Consider the following 25,656-nt stretch of genomic DNA (forward strand, 5'->3'; position numbering starts at 1 on the left):
GGAAAGGGGCTCGCCTCAGTGATGGCGGGCATCGGCAGTGGCGCGTACGGCTTCATGCGCCACGCGGCTCCGCGTCGTCTTCGGGACCGGCGGTGGACGGCACATCGTTCGCGCGCGGCGGCACCGGCTGGTCCTCGCGGTGGCCGGCCAGCTTCTCGAACGCCAGATAGATCACCGGCGTCGTGAACAGCGTCAGCAGCTGGCTGACGATCAGGCCGCCGAAGATCGCCAGGCCCAGCGGCCGGCGCAGTTCGGCGCCGGCGCCGAAGCCGAGCATCAGCGGCACGGCGGCGAACAGCGCGGCCAGCGTCGTCATCAGGATCGGCCGGAAGCGCAGCAGCGCCGCCTGGCGGATCGCCGCGCGCGGCGCGAGGTTTTCGTGCCGCTGCGCCTCAATCGCGAAGTCGATCATCATGATCGCGTTCTTCTTGACGATGCCGATCAGCAGAATGATGCCGATGATGCCGATCACGCCGAGGTCGTGGCCGGTCAGCATCAGCGCCAGCAGCGCGCCGACGCCGGCCGACGGCAGCGTCGAGAGGATCGTCAGCGGGTGCACGAAGCTCTCGTAGAGCACGCCGAGCACGATGTAGACGCAGACGATCGCGGCGACGATCAGCCACAGCGTGCTCGACAGCGAGGCTTCATAGGCGCTGGCCGCGCCGAGGAAGTTCAGTGTGACGCTGCTCGGCAGGCCGATCTGCTGCGCGGCGTCGCGGATCGCCGCGACGGCGTGGCCCAGCGACACGCCGTCGGCGGTATCGAAGCCGATCGTCGCCGCCGGATACTGGGCGACGTGCGTGACCTGCAGCGGCGCTTCCTGCTCGCGGATCGTGGCGATCGCCGCCAGCGGCGTCGCGCCGCCGGCACCCTGCAGGTGCAGCAGGCCGAGGCTGTCCGGCTTCGTCAGCAGGCCGGGCTTGCCTTCGAGGATGACGCGATACTGGTTGGTCTCGGTGAAGATCGTCGAGACGATGCGCTGGCCGAAGGCGCTGTACAGCGCGTCGTTGAGCGTCGAGGCGGTGATCGACAGCCGCGCGGCGCTGTCGCGGTCGAGCTTGACGAACGCGGCGCGGCCCTCGGCGCCGGCTTCGGTGGTGGCGTTGCGGACCGCATCCAGCTGCTGCATCGCCGCCGTCAGCTTCTGTGCCCATTCGGCGACTTTCTGCGTGTCGGAGCCTTCGAGCGACAGCCGGTACTGGGTCGGCCCGGTTTCGGCGTCGATCGTCAGGTCCTGGGTCGGCTGCAGCCAGATCTGCACGCCCGGCACCTTCTCGGCGCGCTCGCGCAGGCGCCGCATGATCTCGGCCTGCGAGCCGCGGCGGTCGTCGCGCAGATTGATCAGCATGCGGCCGCTGTGCAGCATCGTGTTGTTGGCCGCATCGACGCCGATGAACGAGCTGAGGTTGTCGACCGCCGGGTCGGCGAGGATGGCGTGCGCCGCCTGCTGCTGCAGCTCGGCCATGCGCGCGTACGACACCGAATCGTCCATCGCCGTGCGCGCCTGCAGCTGGCCGGTGTCCTGCGTCGGGAACAGGCCCTTGGGGATGAGCACGTAGAGCAGGACGGTCAGCACGAAGGTCGCCAGCGCGACCCACAGCGTCGCCGGCTGGCGGTCGAGCACGTACAGCAGGCCGCGGTCGTAGTGCGCGACCACGCGGTCGAAGAAGGCCTGCACCTTGCGGCCGAGCGCGTTGTCGCCGGTATCGTGGCGCAGCCAGCGTGCCGACAGCATCGGCACCAGCGTCAGCGACACCACCGCCGAGATCAGGATGGTGATCGCCAGCGTCACCGCGAACTCGCGGAACAGGCGGCCGATGACGTCGCCCATGAACAGCAGCGGGATCAGCACGGCGACCAGCGAGACGGTCAGCGAGATGATCGTGAAGCCGATCTGGCGGGCGCCCTTGAGCGCCGCCTGCAGCGGCTTCTCGCCCTTCTCGATGTAGCGCGAGATGTTTTCGATGGTGACGATGGCGTCGTCGACGACGAAGCCGGTGGCGATCGTCAGCGCCATCAGCGACAGGTTGTTGAGGCTGTAGCCGAGCAGGTACATCAGGGCGCAGGTGCCGATCAGCGAGATCGGCACGGCGAGGCTGGCGATGACGGTCGCCTGCACGCTGTGCAGGAAGAAGAAGATCACCAGCACGACCATGACGACGGCGAGGATCAGCTCGATCTGCACGTGCTCGACCGAGGCGCGGATGCCGGTCGTGCGGTCGGCGAGCACGCGCACCTCGACCGCGGCCGGCAGCGAGCCCTCCAGTTCGGGCAGGCGCGCCTTGATCGCGTCGACGGTCTTGATGACGTTGGCGCCGGGCTGGCGCTGCACGTTGAGGATGATCGCCGGCTGGTCGTTGGCCCAGGCGCCGAGGCGCGTGTTCTCGGCGCTGGCGACGATGGTCGCTACGTCCGCCAGCCGCACCGGCGCGCCGTTGGCGTAGGTGACGATCAGGTTCTCGTAGTCGGCGACGGTGGTCAGCTGGTCGTTGGCATTGATCGAGTACGAGCGGCTCGGCCCGTCGAAGCTGCCCTTGGCGGCGTTGGCGTTGGCGTTGCTGATCGCCGTACGGATCGTCGCCAGGCCGATGCCGTACGAGGCCAGCAGCTGGGTATCGGCCTGGATGCGCATCGCCGGACGCTGGCCGCCGCTCAGCGTCACCAGGCCGACGCCGTCGACCTGGCTGATCTTCAGCGCCAGCCGCGTGTCGACCAGGTTCTGCACCTCGGTCAGCGGCAGGGTGTCCGAGGTGATCGCCAGCGTCAGCACCGGCGCGTCGGCCGGGTTGACCTTGGCGTAGACCGGCGGCGCCGGCAGATCCGACGGCAGCAGCGAGCTGGCCGCGTTCATCGCCGCCTGCACTTCCTGCTCGGCGACGTCGAGCGCGATGCCGAGCGTGAACTGCAGCGTGATGACCGAGGCGCCGGCCGAGCTGACCGAGCTCATGCGCTGCAGCCCGGACATCTGGCCGAGCTGGCGCTCCAGCGGCGCCGTGATGGTCTGGCTCATGACCTCGGGGCTGGCGCCCGGGTAGAGCGTCTGCACCTGGATCGTCGGATAGTCGACCTGCGGCAGTGCCGACAGCGGCAGGAAGCGCAGGCCGAGCAGGCCGCCGAGCACGATCGCCGCCATCAGCAGCGTGGTCGCGACCGGCCGTTCGATAAAGGGACGCGAGGGATTCATCGCCGTTCCGTCGAAGGACAGGCCGCGCTTACGGGCCGCCCGGCGGCGGACCGCCCGGCCCACCCGGCCCGCCGGGGCCGCCCGCGCCGCCGTCCGGCCGGCGGCGGTGTTTGCGGCGCTCGGGGTTGGCCGCGGCGCTGGCCTTCTGTGCGGCGTCGGTCGCCTTCGCCGCTTCGCCCGGCAGCTGCACGGTGGCGCCGTCCTTGAGGCGGTCGGCGCCTTCGGTGACGACCGTCTCGCCGAGCTTCAGGCCCTCGCTGATCTGCACCTTGTCGGCGGTCTGCGCGCCGCGCTTGACGCTGCGCACGCTCACCGTGTGGTCGTCGTTGAGCACGTAGACGAAATCGCCGCTGGCGCCGTTGCGGACTGCCGACAGCGGCACCGCGACGACCTGCGGCAGGGTGTAGAGCTGCAGGCGCAGGTTGACGAACTGGTTCGGGAACAGCGCGTTGTCGGCATTGTCGAAGCGCGCCTTGCCGCCGACCGTGCCGGTGCTCGTGTCGACCTGGTTGTCGAGCGTCGTGAACGTGCCGCTGGCGAGTTCGGTGGTGCGCGTGCGGTCGAGGGCGACTGCCGGCAGCGTGCTTTCGGCGGCGTGGCGCAGGATCTCGTCGACGCTGTCCTGCGGCACGGCGAACTTCACGTCGATCGGCGCGACCTGCGTGATGACGGCGATGCCGTTGGCGTCGCCGGCGGCGATGTAGTTGCCGGCGTCGACGACGCGCAGGCCGACGCGGCCCGAGACCGGCGCGGTGACGCGGCTGTACTCGACGTCGAGCTTGGCGCTGGCGACGGCGGCGCGGTCCGCGGCGACCGTGCCTTCGAGCTGGTGGACGGTCGCCGCCTGCGTGTCGACGTCCTGCTGGGCGATCGAGTCCTGACCCTGCAGCGTGCGGTAGCGCTCCAGCTGCAGCCGGGCGTTTTCGAGCTGCGCCTGGTCGCGCTGCAGATTGCCCTGCGCCTGCAGCAGGGCGTTCTCGAACGGACGCGGGTCGATCTGCGCGAGCAGCTCGCCCTTCCTGACCAGCTGGCCTTCGCGGAACGCGATCGAGGTGATCACACCGGAGACCTGCGGCCGCACGGTCACCGTCGCCAGCGGCGTGACAGTGCCGAGCGCTTCGATCGTCACCGGAATGTCGAGCGCCTCGGCCTTGGCGATGCCGACCGAGCTGGCCATGCCGCCGCGCATGCCCATGCCGAAGCCGGAGGTCTGGCTGTTGCGCTGGAGCAGGTACCCGGCGAGCGCGGCGATCGCGACCAGCGCCAGCAGGACGATGCCGGCGCCGATCCATTTGCTGCGGGTGCTGACACGACGCGGCGCGGACGCCTGCGGGCGGGGAGGCTGGGTTTCCATCGAGGTCCTTGCTGGCCGGGGAACGGCGTGCGAACAGCCGCGATGATAGCCAAGGCCATTCGCGAATCCGCCGACTTTTACCTTCCGATACAAAAATGCGGCGGGACGTGACGCGGGCGGCGATGCGCGCCTGACTTAAAATGGGCGGACAGGCGCCCGGTCGGGCGCGATCGAACAGCAAACAGGGCCATGGCCGCCAAGCAGCGTCTCTACCGCATCAGCTTCATGAACCAGGGGCAGAAGTACGAGCTCTACGCCCGCGAGGTCAGCCACAGCGGCGGCATGCTCGGCTTCGTCGAGGTCGGCAAGCTCGTGTTCGGCGAGAAGAGCACGGTGCTGGTCGATACCAGCGAGGAACGCCTCAAGCAGGAGTTCGCCGGCGTCGAGCGCTTCTACGTGCCGGTGCACGCCGTGGTGCGCATCGACGAGGTCAGCAAGGCCGGCCCGGTGCGCATCACCGAGGGCGGCGAGTCCGGCTCCAAGGTCACGCCGCTGCCGTTCTACACTTTCGGTGGCGACGGCAAGAAGTGAGCAGGACAGTGCCGCGGCTCGGCTTGGAGGCCGTGATGGCGAGCCGCGCGGCGGCGAAGCCATGCAGTGACGGCAGCGGATCAGGTGCGTGGATCGAAGGGCGGTACGGGATGGCTTCGTCGGTCTTCGTCCTCCTCGCAATGACGGACTGCGCATGATCAGATTCGCGATGCTCGGGTCGGGAAGCAAAGGCAACGCCACGCTGATTGAGCACGGCACGACGCGCGTGCTGATCGACTGCGGCTTCAATCTGAAGGAAACCGAGGCGCGTCTGCTGCGAATCGGTGTCGAGCCCGGCTCGCTGGCGGCGGTGCTCGTCACGCACGAGCACGGCGACCATCTCGCCGGCGTCGGCCGGCTGGCGCGCCGCCATCGCGTGCCGGTCTACATGACCTACGGCACGCACCGCGTCTGGCAGGACCCGGAAGTGCCGGCGCTGGTGCGCTTCTCGCCGCACCAGCAGTTCACGATCGGCAGTCTGGCGATCGAGCCGTACCCGGTGCCGCACGATGCCGAGGAGCCCTGCCAGTACGTGATCGCCGCCGGCAACGGCGCGGCGCGCCGGCGCATCGGCATCCTCTCCGACGCCGGCCACATCTCGCCGCACATGCGCGCGATGCTCGCCGGCTGCGACGCGCTGATGCTCGAATGCAACCACGACCCGGAACTGCTGCGCGTCGGCCCGTATCCGCCGAGCCTCAAGCTGCGCGTCGGCGGCGAGCGCGGCCACCTGTCGAACGAGCAGGCGGCGGCGCTGCTCGCCGGCTATGAAGTCGAGCGCCTGCAGCATCTGGTGCTGACGCACCTGTCGGAGACCAACAACCGCCCGCAGCTGGCGCTCGCCGCGGTGCGCGCGGCGATCGGCGGCGAGCACGCCGGCCTGCGCTGCGCGCACCAGGAGCAGGGACTGGACTGGGCCGAGCTGGCCTGAGCCGGTCCGCGATGCACCGCAGCCGCAACCGGCCGGCGTGCAGGCGTCAGTCTGCGACGCCGAGCCCGTCCGGACGGCCATGCCGGCGCGCCCACGCCAGCAGCTCGCGCAGGACCGGCACCAGCGCCCACGCCGCTTCGGTCAGCGCGTATTCGACGCGCGGCGGGATCTCGGCGAAGGCCGCGCGCGATACCAGTCCGCTGGCGGCCAGCTCACGCAGCTGGGCACTGAGCATGTGCGGCGTCACGTCCGGCAGCGCGCGGCGCAGCTCGCCGAAGCGCATCGGCCCGTCCATCAGGCAGGAGATGATTTCCAGTTTCCACTTGCCGGTGATCGCGCGGGCGACGACGCGCAGCGCGAGCGTGTCGGCGCCCTGCGGACCGCAGTCCGCGCAGTCGTCGGCCGCGGCGCGGGGCCTGGCGTCGGACGCGCCCGCCGGCCTTCCGTTGGTCTGTTTTTCCATACCTGGTCTGCTTTTGCGGCGTACTTGAAGGTGGTCGGTCCGCGCCACACCCTAAGCCATTCGCGCGGTCCGGCAAAACGCAGACGGCCGCGCTTTCCCGATATGGAGAGGGCTGGATGAGCACGGTATTGGTGACCGGGGGCACGGGTTTCGTCGGTGCCTGGACGATCGCGACGCTGTTGCAGGCGGGGCACGAGGTGCGCACGACGATCCGCGATGCGCGGCGCGCGCCCGACGTGCTGGCGATGCTGCGGCGCGCCGGCGTCGCCCGGGCGGAGGCGGTCTCGTTCGTCACGGCCGACCTGACGCAGGATGGCGGCTGGCGCGAGGCTGCGAGCGGCTGCGAGTTCGTGCTGCACGTGGCCTCGCCGTTCCCGGCCGGCGTTCCCGCCGACGAGCAGGAGCTGATCGTGCCGGCCCGCGACGGCACGCTGCGCGTGCTGCGCGCCGCGCGCGAGGCGGGTGTGCGGCGGGTGGTGATGACGTCCTCGTTCGCCGCCGTCGGCTACGGGCATCCGCCGCGCACGCAGCCGTTCGACGAACGCGACTGGACCGATCCGGACGGCCCCGCGGTGCAGCCGTACATGAAGTCGAAGACGCTGGCCGAGCGTGCGGCCTGGGATTTCGTCGCGCGCGAAGGCGGCGGACTCGAGCTGGTGGCGCTCAATCCGGTCGGTATCTTCGGGCCGGTGCTGGGCCGCGACTACTCGACCTCGATCGGCATCGTCGCCGCGCTGCTGACCGGCGCGATGCGGGCCGTGCCGCGCATCTACTTCGGCATGGTCGACGTGCGCGACTACGCTGACCTGCAGCTGCGCGCGATGACGAATCCGGCCGCCGCCGGCGAGCGTTTCATCGCCGTCGCCGGCGCTCCGGTCTCGCTCCACGAGATCGCCGGGATCCTGCGCCGCCGGCTCGGCGCCGAGGCTGCGAGGGTGCCGCGCTGGCAGATGCCCGATGCGTTCCTGAAGCTCGCCGCCCGGTGGCGGCCGGCGCTGCGCGCGGTCGTGCCGCAGCTCGGCATCCGGCGCGCGGCGAGCGCGGACAAGGCGCGGCGCCGGCTCAGCTGGCAGCCGCGCGCGTACGAAGAAACGATCGTCGATACCGCCAGGAGCCTGCTGCGCGAACCCTAGACGGCGGACAGGCCCAGCGCGGCCGGCAGGTCCGCGAAGCGCTGCAGCCGCCGCGGTGCCGGACGCAGTGCCGCGAAACCCTCGGTGCCGTAGCCGTAGTCGACGCCGATGAAGCCGGTGCCGGCGGCGCGCGCGGCGTCGGCGTCGTGCCGACCGTCGCCGACCATGACGGCATCGGCAGTGGCGACGCCGAGGCGGTCGAGCGCGACTTTCAGCGGCATCGGGTCTGGCTTGCGGCGCGGCGTCGAGTCGCCGCCGATGACGGCCGCGAAGTAGCGGCGCAGGCCCAGCGCGTCGAGCACGGCCAGGCTCGCCGCTTCCGGCTTGTTGGTGCAGACCGCCATCGGCAGGCCGGCGGCGTGCAGCGTGGCGAGGGTCTCGGCGACGCCCGGGTAGGGCCGCGTCCGTTCGACCGGACGGGCGAGGTAGTCGGCCATGAACGCGGCGACGGCGGCATCGAGCGCGGCCTCGCCGGGGGCGGCGCCGACCGCCGCGAGGCCGCGTTCGAGCAGCTTGCGCACGCCGTCGCCGACCATCGTGCGGACCTGCGCGACGGCCAGCGGCGGCAGGCCGCGCGCCGCCAGCAGGCGATTCAGGCAGGCATGCAGATCGCCGACGCTGTCGACCAGCGTGCCGTCGAGATCGAACAGCAGGGCGCGCGGCTGGGCGCCGGGCCAGCGGGTTTCCCCGGTCGGAGCACGGTCCTCAAACATGCGAAAATGATAGTCCCTTCGACGTCCCGCCCCGCAATGTCCCTGACGATCCTTCCCGGTGCCGAATCGCTGTCGGCGTTCCGCGCCGAGCGCCTGCTCGCCAAGCTGCGCGTCCACGCGCCCGGCCTGCAAACGCTGCGCAGCCGCGATTTCTATCTGGTCGATGCCGTCGATACCGCCGAGGCGGACCTGCGCCGCCTGCTCGGCCCGGGCCCGGCCGGCTTCGAGACCGCCGACCTGGTGCTGTTCGTGGTGCCGCGGCTCGGCACGCTGTCGCCGTGGTCGAGCAAGGCGACCGACATCGCCCGCGTCTGCGGGCTGGCCGGCGTGCGCCGCATCGAGCTGGGCCGCGCCTACTTCCTGAGCGGCGCGACGGCGCTGCCGGCCGCAGCGCTCGACGCGCTGCACGATCCGATGACCGAGTCGGTGCTCGTCGACGAGGCTGGCCTGCATCATGTCTTCGACGGCCAGCCGCGCCGCGGCCTGCGCACGGTCGACGTGCTCGCCGGCGGCCGCGCGGCGCTGGTCGCCGCCAACCGCGACTGGGGTCTGGCGCTGTCCGACGATGAGATCGACTACCTCGTCGCCTACAGCCGCGAGGCCGGCCGCAATCCGACCGACGCCGAGCTGATGATGTTCGCGCAGGTCAACAGCGAGCACTGCCGCCACAAGATCTTCAACGCCGAGTTCACCGTCGACGGTCAGGTGCAGCCGCACTCGCTGTTCCAGATGATCAAGATGACCTACGCCGCCGCGCCCGAGGGCGTGCTGTCGGCGTACAAGGACAATGCCTCGGTCATCGAAGGCCACACGGCGATGCGCTGGTTCGCCGAGTCCGATCACGTGTACCGCGCGCACGACGAGCCGGTGCACATCCTGATGAAGGTGGAGACGCACAACCACCCGACCGGCATTTCGCCGCATCCGGGCGCCGCGACCGGTGCCGGCGGCGAGATCCGCGACGAGGCCGCGACCGGTCTCGGCGGCAAGCCGAAGGCCGGCCTCGCCGGCTTCTCGGTCGCCAATCTGCGCATTCCGGATTTCACGCAGCCCTGGGAAGCGGCGCTTTCCACGCCGCCGCGCATGGCGAGCGCGCTGCAGATCATGCTCGACGGCCCGATCGGCGCCGCCGCCTACAACAACGAATTCGGCCGCCCGAATCTCAACGGCTATTTCCGCACCTATGAAATGCTGGTGACGCCGGACGGCCGCGAACACGGCTCTGATTGCACCCGCAATCGCGGCTATCACAAGCCGATCATGATCGCCGGCGGCTACGGCAACATCCGCGCCGGGCACGTGCAGAAGCGCGAGGTCATCGAGGGTGCCAGGCTGATCGTGCTCGGCGGTCCGGCGATGCTGATCGGCCTCGGCGGCGGCGCCGCCTCGTCGATGGCGACGGGCGCATCAAGCGCCGAACTCGACTTCGCCTCGGTGCAGCGCGCCAACCCGGAACTCGAACGCCGCTGCCAGGAAGTCGTCGACGCCTGCTGGGCGCTCGGCGAGGACAATCCGATCCTGTCGATCCACGACGTCGGCGCCGGCGGCATCAGCAACGCGCTGCCGGAGCTCGTGCACGCCGACGATCGCGGCGGCCGCTTCCAGCTGCGCGACGTGCAGTCGGCCGACCCGGCGCTGTCGCCGATGGAAATCTGGTGCAACGAATCGCAGGAGCGCTACGTCATCGCCATCCGTGCCGAGGACGTCGCCCGCTTCGGCGAATTCTGCGCGCGCGAGCGTTGCCCGTACGCCGTCGTCGGCACCGCGACCGCCGAGCAGCAGCTGCTCGTCGAGGACGCGCTGCTCGGTGATCCGGCCGTCGACATGCCGATGCCGGTGCTGCTCGGCAAGGCGCCGCGCATGAAGCGCGCGAGCCAGCGCGCGAAGACCACGTTCCCGGCGCTGGCGACCCGCGAGATCGATCTCGCCGAAGCCGCGCAGCGCGTGCTGCAGCTGCCGGCGGTCGCCAGCAAGTCGTTCCTGATCACGATCGGTGATCGCACGGTCGGCGGCCTGATCGTCCGCGACCAGATGGTCGGCCCGTGGCAGGTGCCGGTCGCCGACTGCGCCGTCACCGCGACCGGCTTCGAGGCGACGACCGGCGAAGCGATGGCGATGGGCGAGCGCACGCCGCTCGCGCTGCTCGATGCGCCGGCTTCGGGCCGCATGGCGGTCGCCGAGGCGGTGCTGAACATCGCCGCCGCGCGCATCGGCAAGCTGTCCGACATCCGCCTGTCGGCGAACTGGATGGCGGCTTGCGGCCAGTACGACGAGGACGCGCGCCTGTTCGACACGGTGAAGGCGGTCGGCGCCGAGCTGTGCCCGGCGCTCGGTATCGCGATCCCGGTCGGCAAGGATTCGCTGTCGATGAAGTCGGTGTGGCAGAACGACAAGGGCGAAGCGCAGACGCAGACCGCGCCGCTGTCGCTGATCGTCTCGGCGTTCGCGCCGGTGGTTGACGTGCGCGCCTCGCTGACGCCGCAGCTGCGCACCGATGCCGGCGACACGCGCCTCGTGCTGGTCGATCTCGGCGCCGGCAAGAACCGTCTCGGTGGCTCGGCGCTGGCGCAGGTCTACAACGCCGTCGGCGACATCGCGCCGGACCTCGACGACGCGCAGCGCCTGCGCGCCGCGTTCGAGCAGATCCAGCAGCTCAACGCCGACGGCAAGCTGCTCGCCTATCACGATCGCAGCGATGGCGGCCTGCTGGCGACGCTCGCCGAAATGGCCTTTGCCGGCCACTGCGGCCTCGACGTCGCGCTCGATCAGCTCGGCGACGATGCCGTCGCGGCGCTGTTCAACGAGGAACTCGGCTTCGTCGTGCAGGTCCGTCAGGCCGACGTCGTGCTGGCGATTGCCGCGCTGAACGATGCCGGCCTCGCCGCGATCGACATCGGCACGGTGACGAACGAGGATCGCATCCGCTTCACGCGCGCCAGCCGGACCGTGCTCGAATCGTCGCGCACGCAATGGCATCGCCTGTGGGCGGAGACCAGCCATCGCATGGCGGCGCTGCGCGACAACCCGGACTGCGCGAAGGAAGAATTCGCCGCGCTCGCCGACGCCGCCGACCCGGGCTTGCACGTGGCGCTGACCTATGCGCCGGCAGTGTCGGCGCCGCACATCGCATCACGGCCGAAGGTGGCGATCCTGCGCGAGCAGGGCGTCAACGGCCAGTACGAAATGGCGTACGCCTTCCATGCCGCCGGCTTCGAGGCCGTCGACGTACACATGAGCGACGTGCTCGAAGGCCGCGTGAAACTGGCCGACTTCGCCGGCCTCGCCGCCTGCGGCGGCTTCAGCTACGGCGACGTGCTCGGCGCCGGCCAGGGCTGGGCCAAGACCATCCTCTTCAACGAGCGCGGCCGCCGCGAGTTCGCCGACTTCCTCGCCAGCCCCGAACGCTTCGCGCTCGGCGTCTGCAACGGCTGCCAGATGTTCGCGGCGCTGAAGGACATCGTGCCTGGCGCCGCGCACTGGCCGGCGTTCCGCCGCAACCGCAGCGAGCAGTTCGAGGCGCGCTGGGCGCAGGTCGAACTGCTCGATTCGAAGTCGATCTTCTTCGCCGGCATGGCCGGCTCGAAGCTGCCGATCGCCGTCGCCCACGGCGAAGGCCGCGCCGAGTTCGACCGTGCCGACGACCTCGGCGCGCTGCAGAGCGCCGCCCAGGCGACGATGCGCTACGTGACGACGCGCGGCGCAATCGCGACGACGTATCCGGCGAATCCGAACGGCTCGCCGGAAGGTCTCGCCTCGGTCTGCAACGCCGACGGCCGTGTGACGATCCTGATGCCGCACCCGGAGCGCACGATCGCCGGCACGACCGGCTCGTGGTGGCCGCAGGACTACGCGGCGGGTGGCGGCAGCGGCAAGACGCCGTGGTTCCAGATGTTCGTCAACGCGCGCCGGTTCGTGAAGTAAGGCGCATCGTCTGCGTCAGCGCGGAGCCCGGTCCCGGAGACCGGGCTTTTTCGTGCGATGCGGCTTGCCTCCGCCGGCGCTGCGCCCTCGTATCAGCGCACGGCCTGGCTGGCCCGATAGTCACCGGACTCAATGCGACACAGCGCTTCCGCGGGGCGGGTGTAGAGATAGACCCAGGCGCGGACGACGATGCCGTCCTCGAGCATGACCGGATGCATGGCGCGGACATATTCGTGTGGCTCGGGGAAGCGTGCCGAGCATTCCTCGTATTCATCCAGCGCACGGAACAACGCGTCCTGATCGCGGATGCGGTACGCCTCGCCGACGACCCGGTCGTTTCCCGCGGCGCAGGCCACGGCGCCGGGATAGCCATCGACCTCGAACAGCTTGCCGTTCAGCGTCGCGTGCGCGATGAACTCGGCATGCCGGTCCAGCGCGGCGCGCGCCGGGACGACGGCGCCCCGGCGCAGCGTGCCGTACACGAAAAGGTAGGTATCGCCCACGGTCGCGTTGTCTCCATCTGCGGGCCTTGCCCGCGTGTCCCGACAGCCGATGCTGCCGATGGGTGGCCGGCCACCCATCTTTCACGATGCGCATCGCCGCCGCCAGCGCCCGCTGCCCGTTCGCGCGGAGCCCGCCGCAGGCGCTGTGCCGAGCCGGGGCTCAGTCGTAACCGAAGTAAACCGGATTGGTGAAGGCGATGACGTCGCCGTAGAAGCCGAGCAGTTGACCGGTGAGCGGCGCTTCCGGCGTGGTGCCGCGCACTTCGACGCGGTAATAGCTGTGCGTGCCGGCGGCCGGGGCATCGGTGAAGTCGAGGTGGTCCTCGCCGATCACGGTTTTTTCCAGGAAGGTCTCGCCGTTCTTGATGACGGTGATGCGGTAGGCGGCGAGGGTGCGGGCGTTGTCGATGCTGATGCGGAAGTCGACCGGGTTGCCGGTCGCGGCGGCGTCGTCGCCCATCAGCGTCTCGTAGCCGCCGTCGTGATCGGTGTCGGCGGCGAGCGCGACGCGTTCGGCGGTCGGCGCATAGCTGATGCTGCTGTTGCCGGCCTTGAGCGCGGCGAGCACGGCGCCGGCTTTCGGCGCGCTGGCGTAGACCCAGGTCGTCGGGTTGCCGACGTTGAAGACCAGCGCTTCGTAGGTGTGCTGGTGGTGGCAGTCGCTGCCGCCGCGCGCGGCCAGATGGCGGCCGCTCTTGAGCATGCTGTCCCACAGCGCGACGGCATTGTCGTTGTTGGTCGGGAAGCGATACATCGCGTTCCAGATCTCGATGCTGTCGATGTCCATATCGAAGCCGAATTCCCACGGATCGCCGTTCAGCGGGTGGTTGACCGACAGGTGCAGATTCTGCGCGTGCGCGGCATCGGCGATCGCCTGGCCGGCCGCGTCGTCAGTACGATCGCGCAGCGCATACATCGGCAGATCGTCGAAGGGCTGCGAGCCGAGGATGTTGGCGTGGCCGCGCGCGGTCGTGTACTCGACGCCGTACAGCATCACCATCGCGTCGCTGTGATAAGCCGGATCGTCCCAGGTCGTGATGTGGCCGTCGACGTGGTTGTCGTGATCGGTGATGACGAAGAAGCCCATGCCTCTGGACTCCGCTTCCGGAATCAGTTCGGCGATCGGGTTGTCGGCGGCGTCGGTACTGTGATCGGAGTGCAGGTGCAGATCGCCCGACAGCCAGGTGCCGGCGCGCAGATCGCTGACGCCGCCGGACGAGTCGCCGGACGAACTGCTGCTGCACGCGCCGAGCAGGCCGAGCGCCGCCCCGGCCGCGGCGATGGCCGCAAAGTTCCCGAACTTCATTGCTGTCCCCCCGACGAAAAAGCTGGCAGCCTAGGGAGACGATATGACGACGGTGCGAAGTCCGGAGTCGTAAATTCAGCTCAAGCGTCGCCGCCATCGCGGCCAAGCCGGCGCGCGGAAGAGCGCTGCCGGGTTGCGGCGCCGAGGCGGCATGAGCCGCCACGACGCTGCGCAGCGGCCGCCGCCATGCGTCGGCGCCTCACTCGTCCGGCAGATCGGGCTCGACGTACTTCGCCGGCGGGTTGCCGTCGTAGACGAGGTTCAGCCGCCGCTGCAGATAGGCGGTGCGCAGGAAGACGTAGGGGTCGAGCTGCTGGTCGAGCACGCTGTCGAGATCGAGCAGCTGCGCGCGCGTGTCGACGGCCTGCGCGCCGGTCACGGCGACGCGTTCGCCGAACGTGAAGTCGCTGTACTGCAGCGGCGAGGTCCAGTTGTCGCCGACGCGACCGATCAGGTCGCGGTTGGTCGACGGCCCGAGCAGCGGGATCATCAGGTACCAGCCCTCGCCGACGCCCCAGCGGCCGAAGGTCTGGCCGAGATCCTCGTCGTTCTTGGCGAGGCCGACCATCGTCGCCGGGTCGAGCAGGCCGGCGAGGCCGAAGGTCGAGTTCATCAAGAAACGCGTGAGATCGAGGCCGGACTGCTTGAACTTGGCCTGCAGCGCGTCGTTGACGATGACCGTCGGGTAGAACAGGTTGTCGAAGAAGTTGCTGACGCCGGTGCGGACCGGTGAGGGCACATAGTCGACATAGGTCTTGGCGACCGGGCGCAGCACGTACTTGTCCGCCGTCTGGTTGAAGGCGTAGATCGGACGGTTCACCGATTCGAGCGGATCGGCCGGCTCGTACGGCGAATTGTGGGCGCAGCCGGCGAGCATCGTGGCGACGATGACAGGCGCGAGGCGCATTCCCTTGTGCATGACTTGCTCCCGATGAGCCGCCTACGCGGCCAGCTCGACCACGTTCTGCAGACCGAAGAACGTGATGAGGCCGCGCAGCTGCGGTGTCGCGTTGATGAACGCCAGCGTCTGGCCCTTGCTGAGGGCGCGACGCCGCAATTCAAGCAGTAGCGCGGCGCCAGCGCTATCGCATTGCGTCACATTGGCCAGGTCGATCGTGCCGGCGGCGGCGAGCTCGTCGGCGCGCGCGAACCAGCCTTCGGCGGTCGAAAAACTCAACGCGCCGCTGAGCGCTGCGCTCACTGCGTCTTGCCCTGCGGCTTGGCAGCGTCGGCCTTTTCGGTTTCGGCGCTGACTTCGAGCTGACCGCTGTTGAGCCGCTGGATGACCGAGGCGACGTTGCTCTTCTTGATCTCGGCGTCGATCTGCGTGCGGAAGTTCAGCACCAGCGAGATGTTCTCGGCCTTGATGTCCCAGACCTTCCATTCGCCGTTGTTGTCGCGCAGCGAGAACGTCACCGGAATCGGCGGCTTGCCGTCCTTGCGCACGATCGTCGTGTCGACGCTGGCGCGCTTGCCGTCGCCGGTCACGACGCCGGGCTTCACCTGGATGTCGACGCTGTCGTAGTACTCGAGCAGCTTGTCGGCGTAGCTGTGCACCAGCATGTCCTTGAACGCCTTCTCGAACTGCCCGATCTGCTCGGGCGTCGCTTCCTTCAGGTGCGCGCCGAGAATGACCTTGGCGATGTACGGCGTGTCGAAGTGCGGCACGATCTGGCGGTCGACCATCGCGTAGAAGGCGCTCTTGTCGGCTTGGTACTTCTGCACGTTGGCGGCGATATCGGTGCGGATCGTGTCGGTCGTGGTCTTGACGACTTGCTCCGGCGGCGTCGCCGGTGCCGCGACGGCGGCCGTCGCCAGGCCGAACGCGGTGACCGCGCCGAGCAGCGCGTGGCGGAGGATGCGGGGGGTGGTGGACATCATGGATGGGCTCCTGGGGTCACACTGTTTTTCTTGTTCTGCAGCGAATCGGCGAGCTTGCCGAGCGCGTCGGCGAGCTTGTCGTCCTTCGACTCGCCCTGCGAGGCGAGGAACTGGCCGATCAGGTTCTCGATGACCAGCGCGCTCTGCGTCAGCGTCAGCTCGCTGCCGTCCTTCAGATATTCGTCCATGCCGCCGGCCTCCAGGCCGATGTACTGGTCGCCGAGCAGGCCGGACGTGAGGATCTTGGCGCTGGAGTCCTCGGGAATCTTGTCGTACTGCTGGGCGATGTCGAGCGAGACCCTGGCCTGGAAGGTCTGCGGATCGATGTCGATCGCGCGCACGCGGCCGATCTTGACGCCGGCGATCGTCACCGCCGAGCCGACCTTGAGGCCGCCGATGTTCTGGAACAGGCCGCTGACGCGGTAGGTCTGGCCGCTGCCGCCGATGTTCTCGAGGCTGGCGACGCGGAAGGTCAGTACGAAGACGGCTGCCACACCGAGGCACACGAACAGTCCGACGAGGATTTCCAAGGCTCTGGATTGCATGATCGATCTCTAGCCCGAAGCAATTAACGGAACATGAATGCGGTGAGGACGAAGTCCATCGCCAGCACCGAAAGGGAGGACACGACGACGGTCGAGGTGGTCGCGCGCGAGACGCCTTCCGAGGTCGGCGGCGAGTGATAACCCTGGTAGACCGCGATCCAGCTGACGACGGCGCCGAATACCGTGGCCTTGATGAAGCACTGGTTGAGGTCGTGGATGTCGGTGTTGGCGCGGATCTGCGACCAGTAGCTGCCGGCGTCGACGCCGAGCAGATCGACGGTGATCAGATGGCCGCCGACCACGCCGATCGCCATCACCGAGAAGATCGCGGTCAGGATCGGCATCGCCAGCAGGCCGGCGATGAAACGCGGCGCGATGACGTGGCGCATCGGGTCGACCGCCATCATTTCCATCGCCGACAGCTGGTCGGTGGCACGCATCAGGCCGATCTCGGCGGCCAGCGCCGAGCCGGCACGGCCGGCGAACAGCAGCGCGGTCACGACCGGGCCGAGCTCGCGGATGATCGACAGCGCCACCAGCACGCCGACCGAGTCGGCGGCGCCGAAGCGGACCAGCGCGTGATGCGCCTGCAGCGACAGCACCATGCCGATGAACATGCCGCTGATGACGATGATGATCAGCGACAGCACGCCGGACATGTAGAGCTGACGCACGATCAGGCTCGGCCGCAGCAGCGCTGCCGGAACGGCGCGCAGGATGGCGAGGAGGAAGAACTGCGCGCGGCCGAGACCGGCGACGAAATTGCCGAGCACGGCACCGAGGTTGGCGATCATGCGCTTCCCAGTAGGTCGTCGCGGAGCGACCTGGCTTTGTAGTGGAAGGCGACCGGGCCGTCGGGTCGCCCCTGCAGGAACTGCTGTACGTACTCGAGCGGCGAGGCGCGGATCTCGTCCGGCGTGCCGCGCGCCAGCACCTGGCCGTTGGCGATCACGTAGGCCTGGTCGGCGATCGACAGCACCTCGTCGACGTCGTGCGAGACGATCACGCTGGTGATGCCGAGCGACTGGTTCAGCGAGCGGATCAGGCGCATCAGCACGCCCATGCTGATCGGGTCCTGGCCGGTGAACGGCTCATCGTACATGACCATTTCCGGATCGAGCGCGATCGCGCGGGCCAGCGCGACGCGGCGGCTCATGCCGCCGGACAGTTCTTCCGGGTACAGGTCGCGCGCGCCGCGCAGGCCGACCGCTTCCAGCTTCATCAGCACGATGTCGCGGATCGCGTTCTCCGGCAGGCGCGTGTGCTCGCGCAGCGGAAAGGCGATGTTCTCGTAGACTGACAGGTCGGTCAGCAGGGCCCCGTTCTGGAACAGCATGCCCATGCGCTTGCGCAGTGCGTACAGCTCGCTGCGGCCAAGACGGTGCACGTTGATGCCGTCGAACTCGACGGCGCCCGTCTCCGGCCGCCACTGGCCGCCGATGATGCGCAGCAGCGTGGTCTTGCCGGTGCCCGACGGGCCGAGGATGGCCGTGACCTTGCCGCGCGGGATGTCGACGTCGACGCCGTCGTAGATCTTGCGCGTGCCGCGGCTGAAATGCAGGCCGCGCACGCGCACCAGGGTGGCGCTGTCGGCGGCGGAGGGCTGCGGGATGGGTGGCATCGGTCTCGGTCGGAAGGCTGGTGTGAGGAGCAGCGTAGACCCTGCAACGGCCGGCTATTGTAACCGACCGTTAACGTCTGTCCGGCTGATCGTTAGTCGTCCGCGTGAACGGCGTCGTAGCCCAGATGCACCAGCAGGTGGCGCAGCAGCGCCTCGCCGGCCGCCTCGACGCTGGCCGGACCGCCGAGGTCGGACAGCTGTGTCATGCGCAGACCCTGGTAGCCGCAGGGATTGATGCGCGAGAACGGCTCCAGGTCCATCGCCACGTTCAGCGACAGGCCGTGGTAGGTGCGGGCGTGGCGGACGCGCAGTCCCAGCGAGCCGATCTTCATGCGCCGGCCGCCGGCGTCGTCGACGTAGACACCCGGCGCCTCCGGGTCGGCGTAGGCGCGGATGCCGTAGTCGGCGAGCAGCGCGACCATGCTCTGCTCGATATGCGTCACCAGCGAGCGGATGCCGTAGCCGCGCCGCTTGAGGTCGATCAGGAAATAGACGACCAGCTGGCCGGGCCCGTGGTAGGTGACCTGCCCGCCGCGATCGGACTGCACGACCGGGATGGCGCCGGGCATCAGCAGATGCTCCGGCTTGCCGGCCTGGCCCTGCGTGAACACCGGCGGATGCTCCAGCAGCCAGATTTCGTCCGGCGTGTCGTCGTCGCGGGCGTCGGTGAACGCGCGCATGCGCTCGAACGTGGTCTGGTAGTCGATCCGGCCGAGGCGCCGGATCAGCGGCTGCGCTGTGCTCGCGGACGTCATCGGGCGGCCTCCACGCGATGCGCGCAATAACGCTTACGAGCAGGAACGTTTGAGTTGTTCATTTCGGAAATCGGTCACGAATCGGCCCGCTTTTTGCGTTTCGGCGAGACGACGACAGCGTAGTCGTGTGAGGACGCAGCCATGCAGGCAGTTGCGAATGCGGTGGTGAACGAGGGGCAGCGTGAAACCGCTGATTCCACGCCACTCGATGCGAAGGCAAGATCGGAAATGGTGCGCCGGCTGTTTCAGGAACACAACCGCGCGCTGATCGGTTTTCTCGTCGCCCGCCTGCAGTCCGAGGCCGAGGCCCACGACGTCGCCCAGGAGGCCTATGTACGGCTGCTGCAGCTCGAGCAGGCCTCCGCCGTCAGCTTCCTGCGCGCGCATCTGTTCACGATCGCCGGCAACCTGGCGATCGACCGCCTGCGCCAGCGCCAGGTGCGCGAGCGCAACTCGCCCCAGGATTTCTTCGAGGACCTGCTGACCCGGCCGGGGCCGGACCGCACCGCGATCGCCCAGCAGGAGATGGGGATCATCAAGCAGGCCCTGCGCGAACTTCCGGAAAAGTGCCGCCGCGCGTTCATGCTGCATGTCTTCGCGGGCCACAGCGTGCAGGAGATCGCGGCGCAGATGAATCTGACCGACCGCATGATCCGTCACTATGTCGCGCGCGCCATGGCCACGTGCCGGCAGCGCCTGGATGAAGCCGAAAAAGGATAAAAGCAGATTGTCGGACGGTCGCAACGTGACGCGCCATGCAGTGGCGCGCCGCGGCGGGATCGTGCGGCCGCCGATAATCTGGGACAATGGCCGGCGGAGGAGCGGCACATGAATTCCAAGGAAGCGACGACGGCGCGTCTCGAACAGGCGGCCCTGTGGTGGCAGCGCCTGCGCGAGGAGAGCGTGCGCCCGGAGGAAATCAGCGAGTGGCTCGACTGGTGCCAGCGCGATCCGGACAACCTGCAGGCTTTCGAGAAGATCGAGGGCCTCGGCGCGCGTTTCGACGCACTCGATGCGGACACGCGCGCCGGACTGCTGCGTGAAATGCTCGACGAGCCGCCGGCAGAACCGGCGCCGGCCGTCGCGCCGCCCGCTCCGGCACGGCGCCGCTACGCCACCGTCGCGCTGGCTGCCGGCGTCGCCGCGCTGGCCGTTGCCATCGGCGCGTATACCTACCTCGGCCGCGGCAGCGAGGCGACCCAGACCGCTTCCTATACGACGGCCAAGGCGCAGAGCCAGGATCTGCTGCTCGCCGACGGCTCGCAGGTGGCGCTCGGCGCCGCGACGCGGCTCGATGTCGACTACACGGCCGGTGTGCGCGGCCTGCAGCTCGGCGACGGCGAGGCGTACTTCGAGGTCGCGCACAACCCGCAGCGGCCGTTCGTCGTGCGTGTCGGCCGTCTCAAGGTCATCGCCGTCGGCACCGCCTTCAATATCCGCAAGACCGGCGCGCGCGTCGAGGTCGTCGTCACGCAGGGTGCGATCGACGTCGAGGACGCGGCGCGCAATGCCGCGCTGGCCAGCCAGCAGGCGCGCCTGCCGAACGACGGCGCGATCCGTGTCGCCGCCGGCCAGCTCGTCGTCACCGAGCGCGAGGGCCTGACCGTGCGGCCGGCGGATCGCGAAGCGGCGACCGCCTGGCGGCATGGCAGCCTGCAGTTCGTCGACGAGGATCTGTCCGTCGTCGTCGCCAACCTCAACCGCTACAGCCGGCACGAGGTCGTCATCACTGACCGCTCGCTCGACGGCCTGCGCTACACCGGCACCGTCATGCAGGGTCGCGAGACCGAGTGGCTGGCGGCGATCGGGCAAGTCTTTCCGATCAGCGTGCAGCGCGACGCGCAAGGCCGCATCAACCTGCGTCGTCGCGAGCTTTCGAACGCGCCGCGCAGCGCCGGCTGACGGACCGCTTCGCGGCTTTGCGCCGCGCGCCGTATTCCTTTCTTGCAGTGCCCATGCTCCCGTGACGCCTCGCGTCGCGGCGAGCTGTGCTTTCCGATTCGAACGTCGTAGCCGTTCCTGAGGCAGGCGGATGTTCCGCCGCTGAATTTTGGAGCCGCACGATGAGCCGCATCCGGCAACGCCTCAAGAAGTACGTCCTCAACGACACGCGCCCGCAGCGGCGCGACGCCGCCTTCATGCGCCACGCGGCGCCGCACTGGCCGCAGCCGCGCCTGCCTGCGCCGCTGCAGAAAAAGCCGTCGGCGGCCGCGCCGGCAGCGTGCAGCGATGCACCGAAGCGTGACATGCCGGCACCGCGAGCGGGCACGTGAGCGCCGTGCACGTTTTTTCTGTCAGGACCGTGTCGGTCTTATTTCCGTTTTCTGCGCGCCGTCCGTTTTTGAGATCAGGGATGGGTCTGCAAGGCAGGCCTTCGTAACTGAAGCGTCAGAGCGTTCGAACGGGAGTCAGGCGTGAGTAAAGTGAATCAGATCGGAATGGCGATGGAAGCGATGCGGCTGCGCGTACCGATGCGCAGCTGGGCGTGCGCACCGCTGGTGTTGTGCGCGGCGCTGACGGCGCAGGCGGCCCACGCAGCCGAAGCCGTGCAGGGCACCGAAGTGGCGATGGCCGATGCCGCCGCCGAACCGGATGCCAAGGTCGAGGAAATCATCGTCACCGGCACGCGCCGCACCGGCATGCAGGCGTCGGACAGCCCGGCGCCGGTTCAGGTGTTGAATGCGGACACGCTGAAGTCCGCCGGCTCGCCGGACCTTATCGGCTCGTTGGCGGCGACCGTGCCGTCGTTCACCGCGCAGGCTTTCGGCGGCGATATGGCGAACCAGACGCTGTCGGCGAAGCTGCGCGGCCTGTCGCCGAACCACGCGCTGGTTCTGATCAACGGCAAGCGTCGCCATACGACGGCAAGCCTCGCCGTGCTCGGCGGACCGTATCAGGGCGGCGCCGCAGCTGACCTCAACTTCATCCCGGTTTCGGCCATCGACCACATCGAAGTGCTGACCGACGGTGCGGCCGCACAGTACGGTACCGACGCGATCGCCGGCGTCATCAATATCATCCTGAAGAAGGACGCCGCCGGCGGCGTCGCCGATGTGACCTACGGTGGCTACAAGGACGGTGGCGGCACCACGGACGGTTACTCGGGCAACATCGGCTTCGGCAACGACAAGGCCTACCTGAATCTGACGGCCGAAGTTCACAATCAGGCGAGCACCAACCGCAGCGGTCTCGACTATCGCGTCGTTGACGAGGATCGTCTGGCGACGTATCCGAACTCGAACATGCGTTACCACCCGGACTATCCGTATCTGAACCAGATTCTCGGTTCGCCGGAATTCCACAAGCAGATCGCGTTTGCGAACGCCGGCTACGATTTCGGTGCGGTCAAGCTCTACAGCTTTGCCAGCTACGGTCTCAAGCAGGCGGAGTCGCAGGAGAACTATCGCTTGCCGTCGCAGGGCGGCGGATACACCGATCCGGTCACCGGCGTCACGTCGTATATGTATCCGTACGGCTTCCAGCCGAAGGAGGCGTCCGACGAGGACGATCTGGCGTTCACGCTGGGGCTCGAAGGCATGATCGGCGAGAGCTGGCACTGGGATCTGTCGAGCTCCTATGGCCGTGATCGCGTGAAGCTGTCGACCATCGATACGATGAACTTCACGATCTATAGCGAAACGGGCGCATCGCCGAGCAAGTTCTACGATGGCGCCTTCATCGCCGACCAGCTGACGACGACCCTGGACCTCGGCCGCGACTTCGAGATCGGTCTGGCGACGCCGCTGAACGTGGCGTTCGGCCTCGAACAGCGCCGCGAAACCTACGAACTGCAAGCGGGCGACTACGCTTCGTATTACGGCGCCGGCGCGTCCTCGTTCCCGGGCATCAATCCGGCCGATGCCGGCACGCATTCGCGCGACAACTACGCGGGCTATGTCGACTTTGCGGTGTCGCCGATCGAGGCCTGGCAGCTCGACCTCGCCGCCCGCTACGAGCATTTCAGCGACTTCGGCGATACGACGATCGGCAAGCTGACGACACGCTATGACTTCACCGATTCGTTCGCGCTGCGCGGCACCGTCAGCACCGGCTTCCGTGCGCCGACGCTGGCCGAGGAGTACTACTCGGCGACCAATGTCGGTCCGGATTCGGCCATCGTGCAGATGGCGCCGAACGCTGCGGCTGCCTCGTTGCTCGGACTCGGCGACGGCCTGAAGCCTGAGAAATCGACCAACCTGAGCTTCGGTTTCGTGTCTCACATCGGCAGGCTGACGGCGACGCTCGATGCCTACCAGATCGAGATCCGCGATCGCATCGTCGCGTCCGGCACGCTGTACAGCGTGTTCGATTCGGAGCCGGTCGACGGCGCCGACGCGATCACCGCGGCGATCATCGCCAACGGCAACTCGCTCGATCCTACGGCGGCGCGCTACATCGGCGTCAGCCTGTTCGCCAACGGCCTGACCACGCGCACGCGCGGCGCCGATCTGGTGCTGACGCTACCGACGGGCTTCGGCTGGGGCAACATCGACTGGACGCTCAGCGGCAACTACAACAAGACCGAGGTGACGAAGATCAATCCGAGCCCGGCCGAACTGGGCGGTCAGGCGCTGTACGACAAGACCGCGATCGCTGATCTCGAGACGGCGTCGCCGAAGTACCGTGTCAACTTCATCGCACAGCTGACCGCCGGCAAGTTCGGCATGAAGCTGCAGGAGACGCTGTACGGACCGTCGTCGAGCCTGTCGATCGGATCGGACAATGTGTATTACAAGAACGAGGTGAAGGCCACGCCGATCACCGATGTCGAGCTCTCGTTCAAGCCGGTCAAGGCGGTGAAGCTCAGCGTCGGCGCTCTGAACCTGTTCAACGAATACCCGGACAAGATCAATCCGGAGCTGATTCGCCTGGCGCAGGAAGACAAGGACAACTCGGCGGTCGCGCAGTACCCGAGCTTCTCGCCGTTCGGCTTCAACGGCGCGTACTACTACGGCAAGCTGTCGTACTCGTTCTAAGCGTCTGGCGATGTGCGGAAGCGGCGACCTGCGGGTCGCCGTTTCCGTTTCTGCGGTGCGAAATGGTTGATTTCCTGTCTTGCGGCAGGCCGGCGGCGTCCTTAGCGTGCGCAGCGGAGCCTCGTTCGGCGGCGGGCGGATTTCCAACTATCCGGGTTCAAACGTTCAGTTTGGTGCAGCCGCAGCGAATCTCGCGGTTGCCCGTCCGTAGTCTTCAGAAGGGGAGCGATCGATGAGTTCTAGAAGCGCGCCGAGGGCCATCAGCCGGCGCGAGTTGCTGACGCTGATCGGCAGCGTCGCAGGCAGCGCCGTGTCGTATCAGGCGATGGCCAGCATGGGTCTGGTGTCCGAGTCGAATTACAAGGGGCCGATCAAGCTCGAAGGCAATCCGAAGGGCGCTTCGGTCCTGATCCTCGGCGCCGGGCTTGCCGGCATGGTCGCGGCGCTGGAACTGCGCAATGCCGGCTACAAGGTGCAGGTGCTGGAGTACAACAACCGCGCCGGCGGCCGCAACTGGTCGCTGCGCGGCGGCGATACGTACACGGAACTCGGCGGCTTCACGCAGAAGTGCGAGTTCGATCCGGGCCTGTATCTGAACCCGGGTCCGTGGCGCATCCCGTATCACCATCACGGCGTGCTCGACTACTGCCGCCGGCTCGGCGTCGCGCTCGAGCCCTTCGTGCAGGTCAACTACAACGCGATGGTGCACTCGACGCAGGCCTTCGGCGGCAAGCCGCAGCGCTATCGCGAGATCCAGGCCGACTACCACGGCCAGATCGCCGAGCTGCTGGCCAAGGTCACGCAGCAGAAGAAGCTCGATGAACTGGTCAGCGCCGAGGATCAGGAGATCCTGATGGCCTCGCTCAAGCAGTGGGGTGCGCTCGACAAGAACTACCGCTACGTGCCGGGCCGCGATTCGAGCGAGCGCCGCGGCTACGAGAAGCCGCCGGCGGGCGGCCTGTCCGGCAAGCCGGTCTACTCGAAGGACATCACCGGCCTCTCCGAGCTGCTGAAGTCGGAGCTCTGGGGTTCGATCGGCGCCGGTCACGGCTACGAGTTCCAGACCACGCTGTTCCAGCCGGTCGGCGGCATGGGCCGCATCGGCGATGCGTTCAAGCGCGAGGTCGGTGATCTGATCTGCTACAACGCCAAGGTCATCAAGATCCACCAGGACCGCAAGAAGGTCACGGTCACTTACATCGATCCGAAGACCGGCGGCGCGCCGCAGACGGCGACCGCCGACTACTGCCTGTGCACGATCCCGCTGTCGGTGCTGAGCCAGATCGAGCTCAACGTCAATCCGAAGATGCAGGCGGCGATCAATGCCGTGCCGTACGAGGCATCGGTGAAGGTTGGCCTGCAGTTCAAGCGCCGCTTCTGGGAGCAGGACGAGCACATCTACGGCGGCATCAGCTACACCAATCTGCCGATCCGCCTGATCGGCTATCCGAACACCGATTACCACAGCGCCGGCAAGGGCGTGCTGCTCGGCGCCTACGTGTTCGGGCCGAACGCCTACGAGTTCACCGCGCTGCCGCCGGCAGAGCGCGTGAAGAAGGCCTACGAGTACGGAGCGATGATCCATCCGCAGTACAAGCAGGAGTTCGAGACCGGCATCGCCGTCGGCTGGCATCGCGTGCCGTGGACGCTGGGCTGCGCCGGCGCCTGGACCGAGGAGAGTCGTGCGCAGCACTACGACGACCTCTGCCAGCTCGACAACCGTTTCCTCGTCGCCGGCGAGCACGCGTCGTACATCCCGGCCTGGCAGGAGGGCGCGATCCTGTCGTCGCTCGACGCGATCCAGCGCCTGCATCAGCACGTCGTCAACCGTTAAGGAGC

General features: G+C 68.4%; 22 protein-coding genes. 9 read left to right on the forward strand and 13 right to left on the reverse strand.

Annotation, left to right across the window (positions count from 1 at the left end; genetic code table 11):
• Nucleotides 1-52: 52 nt before the first annotated feature.
• Both K343_RS0111665 and K343_RS0111670 read right to left on the reverse strand, forming a co-directional pair.
• Nucleotides 53-3,184 carry an efflux RND transporter permease subunit gene (locus tag K343_RS0111665; RefSeq protein WP_028008239.1) on the reverse strand — a complete coding sequence of 1,044 codons (3,132 nt, stop codon included), beginning with the start codon at nt 3,182-3,184 and terminating at the stop codon, nt 53-55.
• Nucleotides 3,185-3,212: 28 nt separating this feature from the next.
• Nucleotides 3,213-4,538 (reverse strand): MdtA/MuxA family multidrug efflux RND transporter periplasmic adaptor subunit, encoded by a 1,326-nt coding sequence (locus K343_RS0111670; protein ID WP_028008240.1) that lies wholly within the window; start codon nt 4,536-4,538, stop codon nt 3,213-3,215.
• Between the two features lie 189 nt (nt 4,539-4,727).
• On the opposite strand from K343_RS0111670, the gene K343_RS0111675 reads away from it, so the two are divergent.
• Complete coding sequence (locus tag K343_RS0111675; protein WP_028008241.1) at nt 4,728-5,069, forward strand: DUF1820 family protein; 342 nt, start codon at nt 4,728-4,730, stop codon at nt 5,067-5,069.
• Between the two features lie 154 nt (nt 5,070-5,223).
• A complete protein-coding gene (locus K343_RS0111680; protein ID WP_043112629.1) occupies nt 5,224-6,000 on the forward strand; it encodes an MBL fold metallo-hydrolase in 777 nt (258 codons plus the stop codon).
• A gap of 46 nt (nt 6,001-6,046) precedes the next feature.
• Here the strand turns inward: K343_RS0111680 and K343_RS21830 are convergent, their stop codons facing one another.
• Nucleotides 6,047-6,463 (reverse strand): winged helix-turn-helix transcriptional regulator, encoded by a 417-nt coding sequence (locus tag K343_RS21830; RefSeq protein WP_051278267.1) that lies wholly within the window; start codon nt 6,461-6,463, stop codon nt 6,047-6,049.
• 116 nt (nt 6,464-6,579) lie between these two features.
• On the opposite strand from K343_RS21830, the gene K343_RS0111690 reads away from it, so the two are divergent.
• Nucleotides 6,580-7,596, forward strand: a complete 1,017-nt coding sequence (locus K343_RS0111690; protein ID WP_028008243.1) for an SDR family oxidoreductase — start codon at nt 6,580-6,582, stop codon at nt 7,594-7,596.
• Here the strand turns inward: K343_RS0111690 and gph are convergent.
• Nucleotides 7,593-8,309 (reverse strand): phosphoglycolate phosphatase, encoded by a 717-nt coding sequence (gene gph / locus K343_RS21835; RefSeq protein WP_051278269.1) that lies wholly within the window; start codon nt 8,307-8,309, stop codon nt 7,593-7,595. The two genes, K343_RS0111690 and gph, sit on opposite strands and share 4 nt — an antisense overlap.
• A gap of 36 nt (nt 8,310-8,345) precedes the next feature.
• Here gph and purL point away from each other — a divergent pair, with 36 nt between their 5' ends.
• Nucleotides 8,346-12,230, forward strand: coding sequence for a phosphoribosylformylglycinamidine synthase (gene purL / locus K343_RS0111700; RefSeq protein WP_084615844.1), 3,885 nt, complete (start codon nt 8,346-8,348; stop codon nt 12,228-12,230).
• Between the two features lie 92 nt (nt 12,231-12,322).
• Here purL and K343_RS0111705 read toward each other — a convergent pair whose 3' ends face one another.
• The 9 genes from K343_RS0111705 to lipB form a co-directional block, all read right to left on the reverse strand.
• Nucleotides 12,323-12,733 carry a gamma-glutamylcyclotransferase family protein gene (locus K343_RS0111705; protein WP_028008245.1) on the reverse strand — a complete coding sequence of 137 codons (411 nt, stop codon included), beginning with the start codon at nt 12,731-12,733 and terminating at the stop codon, nt 12,323-12,325.
• 160 nt (nt 12,734-12,893) lie between these two features.
• Nucleotides 12,894-14,039 carry a CehA/McbA family metallohydrolase gene (locus K343_RS0111710; protein ID WP_051278271.1) on the reverse strand — a complete coding sequence of 382 codons (1,146 nt, stop codon included), beginning with the start codon at nt 14,037-14,039 and terminating at the stop codon, nt 12,894-12,896.
• A gap of 199 nt (nt 14,040-14,238) precedes the next feature.
• A complete protein-coding gene (locus K343_RS0111715) occupies nt 14,239-14,958 on the reverse strand; it encodes an MlaA family lipoprotein (RefSeq protein WP_028008247.1) in 720 nt (239 codons plus the stop codon).
• Between the two features lie 21 nt (nt 14,959-14,979).
• Nucleotides 14,980-15,240 carry an STAS domain-containing protein gene (locus K343_RS24785; RefSeq protein WP_043112630.1) on the reverse strand — a complete coding sequence of 87 codons (261 nt, stop codon included), beginning with the start codon at nt 15,238-15,240 and terminating at the stop codon, nt 14,980-14,982.
• Nucleotides 15,237-15,917, reverse strand: coding sequence for an MlaC/ttg2D family ABC transporter substrate-binding protein (locus K343_RS0111725; protein WP_028008248.1), 681 nt, complete (start codon nt 15,915-15,917; stop codon nt 15,237-15,239). Before K343_RS0111725 ends, K343_RS24785 begins: the two co-directional genes overlap by 4 nt.
• Nucleotides 15,917-16,465: an outer membrane lipid asymmetry maintenance protein MlaD gene (gene mlaD, locus K343_RS0111730; RefSeq protein ID WP_043112632.1), complete on the reverse strand. Its 549-nt coding sequence runs from the start codon at nt 16,463-16,465 to the stop codon at nt 15,917-15,919. Before mlaD ends, K343_RS0111725 begins: the two co-directional genes overlap by 1 nt.
• A 23-nt stretch (nt 16,466-16,488) precedes the next feature.
• Complete coding sequence (gene mlaE, locus K343_RS0111735) at nt 16,489-17,259, reverse strand: lipid asymmetry maintenance ABC transporter permease subunit MlaE (RefSeq protein WP_028008250.1); 771 nt, start codon at nt 17,257-17,259, stop codon at nt 16,489-16,491.
• Nucleotides 17,256-18,086 carry an ABC transporter ATP-binding protein gene (locus K343_RS0111740; RefSeq protein ID WP_043112633.1) on the reverse strand — a complete coding sequence of 277 codons (831 nt, stop codon included), beginning with the start codon at nt 18,084-18,086 and terminating at the stop codon, nt 17,256-17,258. The genes mlaE and K343_RS0111740 overlap by 4 nt, the downstream gene beginning before the upstream one ends.
• Before the next feature lie 92 nt (nt 18,087-18,178).
• Complete coding sequence (lipB, locus tag K343_RS0111745) at nt 18,179-18,841, reverse strand: lipoyl(octanoyl) transferase LipB (RefSeq protein ID WP_028008252.1); 663 nt, start codon at nt 18,839-18,841, stop codon at nt 18,179-18,181.
• A 141-nt stretch (nt 18,842-18,982) separates the two neighbouring features.
• Between lipB and K343_RS0111750 the strand changes: the two genes are divergently transcribed.
• From K343_RS0111750 to K343_RS0111770, 5 genes are all read left to right on the forward strand, one after another.
• Nucleotides 18,983-19,561 carry an RNA polymerase sigma factor gene (locus tag K343_RS0111750; protein WP_245585185.1) on the forward strand — a complete coding sequence of 193 codons (579 nt, stop codon included), beginning with the start codon at nt 18,983-18,985 and terminating at the stop codon, nt 19,559-19,561.
• A 108-nt stretch (nt 19,562-19,669) separates the two neighbouring features.
• On the forward strand, nt 19,670-20,743 hold the full coding sequence (locus K343_RS0111755; protein WP_028008254.1) for a FecR family protein: 1,074 nt from the start codon (nt 19,670-19,672) through the stop codon (nt 20,741-20,743).
• A 161-nt stretch (nt 20,744-20,904) separates the two neighbouring features.
• Nucleotides 20,905-21,114 (forward strand): hypothetical protein, encoded by a 210-nt coding sequence (locus K343_RS0111760; RefSeq protein ID WP_028008255.1) that lies wholly within the window; start codon nt 20,905-20,907, stop codon nt 21,112-21,114.
• Between the two features lie 150 nt (nt 21,115-21,264).
• Entirely contained in the window at nt 21,265-23,817 is a 2,553-nt protein-coding gene (locus K343_RS0111765) for a TonB-dependent receptor plug domain-containing protein (RefSeq protein ID WP_245585186.1), read from the forward strand.
• A gap of 232 nt (nt 23,818-24,049) precedes the next feature.
• The gene (locus K343_RS0111770) at nt 24,050-25,651 is read left to right on the forward strand and encodes a flavin monoamine oxidase family protein (protein ID WP_084615848.1); all 1,602 of its coding nucleotides are present in this window, start codon (nt 24,050-24,052) and stop codon (nt 25,649-25,651) included.
• Nucleotides 25,652-25,656: the final 5 nt, after the last annotated feature.

The organism is Solimonas flava DSM 18980, assembly GCF_000426685.1.
Lineage (GTDB): Bacteria > Pseudomonadota > Gammaproteobacteria > Nevskiales > Nevskiaceae > Solimonas > Solimonas flava.